At 37.4% G+C, this 8,876-nt stretch carries 5 protein-coding genes and 1 pseudogene; all 6 read right to left on the reverse strand.

Features of this window, described 5'->3' with window-relative positions; all coding sequences use genetic code 11:
- Window positions 1-1,345: pseudogene (gene mtbB / locus AC3AX0_RS03305) on the reverse strand ([dimethylamine--corrinoid protein] Co-methyltransferase); the annotation flags it as partial.
- A gap of 30 nt (window positions 1,346-1,375) precedes the next feature.
- Window positions 1,376-2,044, reverse strand: coding sequence for a cobalamin B12-binding domain-containing protein (locus AC3AX0_RS03310; protein WP_487548885.1), 669 nt, complete (start codon window positions 2,042-2,044; stop codon window positions 1,376-1,378).
- A gap of 64 nt (window positions 2,045-2,108) precedes the next feature.
- Window positions 2,109-3,524, reverse strand: a complete 1,416-nt coding sequence (gene nhaC / locus AC3AX0_RS03315) for a Na+/H+ antiporter NhaC (protein WP_487548889.1) — start codon at window positions 3,522-3,524, stop codon at window positions 2,109-2,111.
- A gap of 484 nt (window positions 3,525-4,008) precedes the next feature.
- Window positions 4,009-5,394 carry a sigma-54 interaction domain-containing protein gene (locus tag AC3AX0_RS03320; protein WP_487548886.1) on the reverse strand — a complete coding sequence of 462 codons (1,386 nt, stop codon included), beginning with the start codon at window positions 5,392-5,394 and terminating at the stop codon, window positions 4,009-4,011.
- Window positions 5,395-5,461: 67 nt separating this feature from the next.
- A complete protein-coding gene (locus AC3AX0_RS03325; RefSeq protein WP_487548887.1) occupies window positions 5,462-7,339 on the reverse strand; it encodes an ABC transporter ATP-binding protein in 1,878 nt (625 codons plus the stop codon).
- Window positions 7,336-8,876 (reverse strand): ABC transporter ATP-binding protein (locus AC3AX0_RS03330; RefSeq protein ID WP_487548888.1); only part of this gene is annotated, 1,541 nt, incomplete at its 5' end. The genes AC3AX0_RS03325 and AC3AX0_RS03330, both read right to left, overlap by 4 nt.

Here is an 8,876-nt window from a genome sequence, read left to right on the forward strand (position 1 = left end):
TCTCTACTGAATTAATTTTCATTCCAAGTTCATCGGAAATATTGAATTTGGTTTCCATTCCAAAGTTGGCATCTGTAACAAAAGGCAATTGTGTACCTATTCCCAAATCATCTCTTAATTCGGTCATGAATACAGCGTCTGACAATTGTTCTAGATTTACTCCCAACTTGTTTGCAACATATTCTTTTGCATCATCAATTTTCATCTTATGAGTCATTTGCATACGTAAAACAAGATCTCCTGCAGTACGTATACCACCCATGCACGATGATATTGAATGATTTGCTTCTTGAGCTAAAGGATCGCCTACGCCTATCTACAACCCGTCTATATTACAAATCTCGATCAACGCTTTGTCAACCTTGGAAACTATGTCCGTATGTAATATCTCATTCATAGGAATAGCACAAACCCCCATGCCAACATTTGCATGAACCGGTATTTCAGCAACATCCGTACAGGCCTTGATGAAAGTACAGACTCTTGCTATATTCCATGGAAAAGTCTTGTTACAGTTTGTATTGACTACTGCACCAAAAATCGAAGCACCTGCTTTTTCTACAGCCTTTACCTGATCGTGGACATACATTCCTGCCAATCTTTTACCGTCATATTCAAGTTTTCCATGCATACCTAATACAAATTCTCCAGCCATTCCAATCTCTATTGCAAGGTCAGGATACTTTTCCTTGATAACTTCAGTGGCTTTTAAAGCAGCTAAAAAATCAGCATCTCCTGCAGCACCTGTAGTATCGAAGTTCATTCCGTCTCCGCCTGCTTTATAGATCTGTTCAGCTACAAATTCTATATCTCTTACAGCATGTTCTATAGCCTCTTCCTGAGCTTCCATAGCTTCTTCAATTCTTCCCTCTGGAAGGAGCATTGCCCAGTTCTCTACGGGGCCGTCAGGTTTTGTATAGAAACCAAGATTTGTCATTGCACCGTAGAACAAAGGCATCGTTGTTTTTTGAAGCGCCATCCTTATAGTACTTGCTTCCCTGTCAGCTATGCCCTTGACAGTTTTATAATTATAGTCTGTATTTCCTATATCAATGGAATCACAACCTAAAACCCTCTCTGCTATTGCTGCCTGTTCATCTCTTCTAATCGATATCAAGCATTTAGAGCTTATTTTATATGATCCAGAGTCGTTGGTTGAAACCACTTCCCTGCCGGGTTCAACGCCAACGACCTTTCCAGGCATTATTACTATATTGTATAGATGTTCCATCTCATCATCAGTCAAAGGACTGACCTTACCTCTTTTTACAGCATCTTCAACACCGGCAGCCAAATCTTTTCTAATTTCTTCCTCGGTCATATAAACCAGAAATCCGTCTCCCATGCTGGTTTTGAATTTTTTTTCATCAACCAATTATATCAACTCCTTTATAGCATCATTTTCCTTAACCCAATCTAATATTATTTCAACCGTATCTGTAGCATCTTCACAATATGCATATGCACCTATTTTATCTGCCCATCTTTTTGTTACAGGAGCTCCTCCAATAATGGTTTTATATTTATCCTTAAGTCCCTGCTCAATCAAAAGCCTTTCTATTTCCTTCTGGTTAACCATGGTAGTTGTTAAGAGGGCACTGCTGCCTATAAAATCTGCTCCTACCTCTTCTGCCTTGTCTATAAATGTCTGCGGTGGAACTTCTCTTCCCAGATCAAATACTTCAATTCCGTTGCTCTTCACTATTGAACACACAATACCTTTACCAATATCATGCACATCACCTTTAACCGTACCTATAACTATCTTGGCTTTTTTAGGCATGTCAGTTGTTCCCATTTCAGCTTCAATTTCAGAAGTTACAATTTTCATAATTCTAGCAGACATAAGCAACTCAGGTACAAACACCTCACCGCTTGCATATCTGTCACCCATTTCCCTTATTCCTGCACTGAATCCATTACTTAACAATTCCATAAGATTAATATTTTCATCCTTGGCGTTTTTCAGTGCTTCCATTGCCAAAATCTCATCTGAGTTTATTACAGATTCAATGGCTTTATTGAATATATTTTCCCTATCCATATTTACCTCCATTATTTATTAACAAATTAGCCTGTTCTATATAAATTATCATCAAGACAATAATTTAAATATTAGTCATATTGCTGTTCTCTGCTTCTTCAACACTGTCAAATTCTTCCATTGTTATGCCTGTAAATCCATATATTATTGAAATAATTGGATTAATAAGTGCTAGGAATGTGAAAGGAAGATAGTCAAATGCATGTACTCCCAGTGTTGCAAAATAAAAAGCTCCACAGGTTGACCAAGGCACTAGTGGTGAAGTCAAGGTACCTGAATCCTCCAAAACTCTTGACAGGTTTTTGGGTTTCAAATTCAATTTTTTGTAAATGGGTTTGTACATTTTTCCAGGTATTACTATTGCCATATATTGATCTGCGGCAATGAAGTTCATGGCTATGCAAACCAGAATATTTGAAAGTACAATTGTACCTCTGGTTTTGCAGAACTTCATAATTACTGAAATTATAGTCTCTAGACATCCCGTCCTTTCAATAACTCCGCCGAAAGAAAGAGCGCAAATAACCAGTGAAATCGTCCACATCATGGAATCCAAACCACCTCTATTAAGAAGAGTGTTAACAAGATCGTTTTGAGTGGTTATTTCATAACCATAATGAAGTACAGACAATATTTCTTTGAATCCAAGTCCTTGTATTGCTGCGAAGATAATACCAACGAAAGTTCCGCCAATCATTCCGGGAATTGCAGGAATTCTAAGAACAACCATTGCAATTACAAATACAGGAGCTATAAGAAGTAAAGGACTTATCCAAAACTGACTCTCCAATGTAAGCAATATATCATTTATCGAACCGGTATCCACCTGTCCACCTTGATAATTCAACCCAAGAATCAGAAACAATATTATAGATATGATATAACTTGGGCCAGTGGTATACATCATATGCCTTATATGATCGAAGAGGTCTGCTCCTGCAATACCAGGTGCTAGATTTGTACTGTCTGACAAAGGCGACATTTTGTCTCCAAATATTGCACCACTTATTATTGCCCCTGCAGTCATTGCTGGGGGTATTCCAAGACCGGCTCCTACACCCATAGCTGCAACACCAATAGTTCCAGCGGTAGTCCAAGAACTTCCTGTAGCCATCGATACAATCGAACTCAACAGAACTACTATCACCAAAAAGAACTTTGGAGTAAATATTTTCAGTCCGTAATACACCATGCCAGGTACTATGCCACCAGCTACCCATACTCCTATCAAGCAACCGATTATCATTATTATCAGGCAAGCCTGCATAACAAGTCCTATGGATTCAATAATTGATTTTTCCATAGATTTCCATGAATAGCCCAGATATTTACCAACCAATGTAGCAACTATTGTTCCTGCTAGCAATGGAATTTGAGGATCAACACCAAGCATTATTATTCCTACCATTACGAATAAAAGCATGCTTAAAAAAGGAATACTTGCGATCGCTAAAGATGGTTTTCGTTCATTTTCTACTATTAGTTTCATAAATTCACTCCTTAAAATATTAATAAATAAGTTTTGTTTTAAAGCTATGTTACTCAATTTTGATAATTATTATGTCTAAATTGATTAATAGTTTTTCTTATGCACTTTAATTATTGATATTTCAAACTATAGTATCTACTTCCTCCTTATAATTATTGAACGGGCTATTTGTCTAATATTAACTATTGCAATTACCATACCATAATTCAATAATTCAAATCAAAGTTTAATATACATAAAAAAACAAGCATTTCAGACGTTTTCAAGCCTCTACTAATTTGGTGTGAAACAATAATACACTATCCTGAATTGCAATCGCATACAAATAAAATGCCCATATATGAGCATTTTATTTCCTGTATATTTTATATATCTATTAATCATCGTTTATTTGTTTATAAATACACATTAAAATAAAATTTATAAAATAGCCCAAATATTTGACAAATGCAAATATTTGGGCTATTGGTAGCAATCATATATTTAATCTTTTTATTTTATGCTGTAAAGTCTGTCTCTTAATCCTTAATATTTTAGAAGCTTTAGAAACATTGCCGCTAGTCTTTTTCAGCATATCAGAAATAAGTTTCTTTTCAAAGGCATCAACAATATCTGAATATGACAGCTTGATTTCATTGTTTTCCGACAAAACATTTCTGTTTTTCAATCTTTCGACAAGATAACATGGAAGATGTTCCACTTCTATTTCTTCACTGTCACAGGCAATATTGAAGGAGCTCTCGATAATATTTCTTAATTCTCTTACATTTCCACTCCATTCATAGATATTAAAAATCTCCAGAACCTCATTGGATAATCTTATATTCTTCATCCTGGACTTGTTTTCCTTCTCGATGAAATAATTCGCCAAAAATTGAATATCTTCCTTTCTTTTTCTTAGAGGCGATATATATATTGATATGATGCTCAATCGATAAAACAGATCCTCTCTTAAAAGATTGTTATTAATAAGCTGGTTAGGATCAACATTGACAGTTGCAATTACCCTTACGTCAACCTTTTTCTCACAATCCCCACCTACTTTTCTAATATATCCTTCCTGAATCACTCTAAGTAGTTTAGACTGTAAATGCATAGGCATCGAATTAAGTTCATCAAGCAAAAGTGTTCCTCCATCAGCTTTTTCAAAAAGTCCATCTCTTTCAACTGAGCCTGTGAAGCTGCCTTTTGAAGTTCCAAACAGTATTGATTCCAGAAGAGTTTCAGGTATTGCCGCGCAGTTTTGTGCTATGAAAGGCTTATTCTTTCTATTGCTGGCCCGGTGTATGCTCTGAGCCATTATTTCCTTTCCAGTACCTGTCTCTCCAAATATCAATACATTTGATTCCGAAGTCGAAAGCTTTTTAGATCTCATAACAATTTCCATTAACAATTTATCTAATGTCTTGAAGTCCTTGAATTCATACAATTTTTTTGCCCTTGATTTTATTTGCTTCTTGACTGTTTCTGCTTGCTCTTCAAAATTACTTATTGATTCATAAATATTCTTTATCTGATCAATATCAGAAACAAATTCAATGACGCCTTCAATCTGACCATTATCAATAATGGGTATATCAGAAACCATTGAAAATATTTTCTTGCCGTTTTTATTGATATACTCCTGAAGATTGTTGTAAACCGGTTTTCCTGTTCCAAGAACATTCAACATGCTGCTGCTGTCTGAAGGAAACATTTCCTGTACATTATGTCCAAGAACTTCTTCCGGTTCGTAGCCTTCGACTTCAGATATTTTTCTGTTATAGTAAGTAAACTCACCATTGCGGTTAATAATTGCAATACCTTTATCGATATTAGCCAGAACAATATCAAGAAGCAGCTTTTTATTGTATCCCTCCATAACTTCACTCCTAAAGAAATTTTATCATACAAATATTCTATCAGTAATTCGAGATATTACAATCTTTTTATCCAGCCTTTACCATCGAAAACTGACTATTGTACAGGTCTGCATAGAAACCGCCCTTTTCTATGAGTTCTTTATGACTTCCCTTTTCTATTATATCTCCTTCGTTCATTACAAGGATGATGTCCGAATCTATTATAGTGGACAGTCTGTGAGCTATTACAAAATTCGTCCTTCCTTTCATAAGCTTTTCAGTAGCCTTTTGAATATATTTTTCAGTCCTTGTATCAACTGAGCTAGTTGCCTCGTCAAGTATCAGTATCTGTGGATCGGCAAGTATTGCCCGGGCAATTGTGAGAAGTTGCTTTTGTCCCTGGGATATATTATCCGCTTCCTCGTTGAGTATTGTGTCGTAGCCATCGGGCAATGTTCTAATGAAGTGGTCAGCATTTGCAGTCCTTGCCGCCTCTATTACCTCATCCTTGGTTGCATCAAGCCTTCCATATGCTATGTTTTCCCTTATTGTACCCTTGTAGAGCCAGGTATCCTGGAGAACCATTCCGAATATGCTTCTTAGGCTTCCCCTCGAATAGCTTGTAATGTCTTTTCCGTCAATGGTTATGTTTCCTTCATCAATTTCGTAGAATCTCATTAGAAGGTTAACAAGAGTAGTTTTTCCAGCTCCCGTAGGTCCTACTATGGCAATTGTCTGGCCCGGCTTAACATCCATGTTAAGACCCTTGATGAGCTCCTCATCTTTTTTGTAACTGAAGCTGATATTTTCAAAAGATACATTTCCACTGACGCTTTCAGCTTCTATGACCCTGCTTTCCTCTTCAACTTCCTCTTCCTCGTCCAGTACTTCAAAGACTCTTTCAGCCGATGCTATTGTTGACTGTATGATGTTTGCTATATTTGCTATCTGCACGATTGGATGGGAAAACTGCCTTGAATACTGGATGAATGCCTGTATTCCTCCAAGCGTCATCATATTCCTAGTTACAAGAAGGCTTCCTGCAGCACATACTATTACATATCCGATATTTCCTACAAACATCATGAGAGGCATAATTATTCCAGATATGAACTGGGCCTTGTATCCAACTCCAAAAAGCTTTTCGTTCAGGTCATTAAATTTCTTTTCTGAATCTTCCTCATAGTTGAAAGCCTTAACTATCTTGTGTCCCGTATACATTTCTTCTATATGTCCGTTGAGGTTTCCAAGTACCTTCTGCTGCTCCTTGAAATATTTCTGCGACTTCTTGGCCACATTTTTCGTTATAATCATGCTTAAAGGTAGCGTGACCAGAGTTACAAGTGTCAATATTGGGCTGATTGTCAGCATCATTACCACTATTCCCACAAGGGTCACTATTGATGTAAGCATCTGGCTCAAGCTCTGTTGCAAGGTATTGCTTATATTGTCCACATCGTTTGTAACCCTGCTAAGGATCTCCCCGTGGGTATTTGAATCGTAATATTTAAGCGGCAGTTTTTCAAGCTTTTTACTAACTTCCTCCCTCATGTTATATACAGTCTTCTGGGATACTCCAACCATTATATAATGGGTGATGTATGTAAAAATCGAATAAATCAGATAAAGTCCCCCAAGAATCATCAACATCCTTGTCAGATAATCATAATCTATTGCCATGGTATTTCCTGCCAGCCTTGCCTTTACAGTATCATAAATGCTATCTGTTGCCATTCCCAACACCTTTGGTCCAAAAATATTGAAGATAGTTCCAAAAGCTGCAAGAAAAAATGACAGGATTATTGGAAATCTACTTGGCTTAAGATAAGCCAGAAGCCTTTTCAGTGTTACTTTGAAGTTCTTTGCCTTTTCAACAGGAATTCCAAGGTTGTGCCCACCTCTTCCAGGTCCTCTGCCCCTTACTGTACTTTGTTCTTTTTGTTCGTATTTTTTCTTTTCGCTCATGCAGATTCCTCCTCTGACATCTGTGAAAGGACGATGTCCCTGTACACAAGATTGTTTTTCATCAGTTCCCTGTGACTTCCCATGCCGGCTATTTTTCCATTTTCAAGTACTATTATTCTGTCTGCATCCATTATAGTATTCACCCTCTGGGTTACTATAATGACTGTCGCTTTTCTAGTTTCCTTCTTTAGTGCGCTTCTCAGAGCTGAATCTGTTTTAAAATCTAAGGCAGAGAAGCTGTCGTCGAAAATGTATATTTCCCTTTTTCCTGCCAGTGCTCTTGCTATGGAGAGCCTCTGCTTTTGACCGCCCGAAAGATTTGTTCCTCCCTGACTGATTTCCGAATCATATTTGTCACTCATAGCTTCAATGAAATCAGAAGACTGGGATATGGATGCTGAAGTTTCCACCCTGCTTTCTTCTATTGACTTGTCGCCAAAAACTATATTGTTCCTGACTGTTCCCGTAAATAGTACTGCCTTTTGAGGAACAAGTCCTATTCTACTTCTCAAATCCTTTTGGGTCATGTTTCTTATATCAACTCCGTCAACAAGAATGCTTCCACCACAGGGGTCGAAAAATCTGGGTATCATGTTTATAAGTGTGGATTTGCCTGATCCTGTGCTTCCTATTATTCCAGTAACCTCTCCCGGCTTGGATTCAAAGCTTATATTTTCAAGGGCGTTTTCCTCGGCTCCTTCATATTTAAAGCATACGTTCTTAAATTCAAGTATTCCCTTTTTCTCATCAGGTGTTTGTACAATTTCAGGGTCCTTAATATGCGTTTCCATATCAAGTATCTCGTTTATCCTGATTGCAGAAGCCGAAGCCCTTGGAATCATTGAAAATATCATTGTCATCATTACCAAGGAGAATAGAATCATCATGGCGTATTGAATAAATGCCATAAGGTCTCCTATTTCAAGATTTCCTGCATCTATGCTTCCTGCTCCTTTCCACACCAATGCCACAGTAGTCAGATTAAGCAAAAGTAGTATTATTGGAAACATAGAAGCCATGATTCTGTTGACCTTCAGTGCATTTGCAGTAAGGTCTCCGTTTGCATCGGTAAACCTGTCTCTTTCATATTCAGTCCTATTGAAAGCTCTTATTACCCTTATTCCTGTAAGCCTTTCTCTGAGAACTCTGTTCAGGTTGTCTACCTTCACCTGCATCTTCTTGAAAAGAGGAATACTGATGGAAGCAATTATTCCTATGAGTATGGCCAGGATAAGAACTACCGTAAGGATAAGTGAAGACAGTCCAGGGTTCTTGGAAACGGCCATGATTATTCCACCAATGGCCATTAATGGAGCCCTTATCATCATTCTCAAACCCATGATTGAAAGGTTTTGAATCTGTGTTATATCATTTGTAGTCCTTGTAATCAATGATGATGTTCCCGTTGTGTCAAACTCACCTGGAGACATGGATTGAACCTTTGTAAAAAGCTTCTTCCTCAAGTCTCTTACAAAGGACATGCTTGTCCAAGAGGCCAGATAAGACTTGTACATGTCGGCTCCCATTCCAGCAAAGG

The sequence above is a fragment of the Dethiosulfatibacter sp. genome (assembly GCF_983023055.1).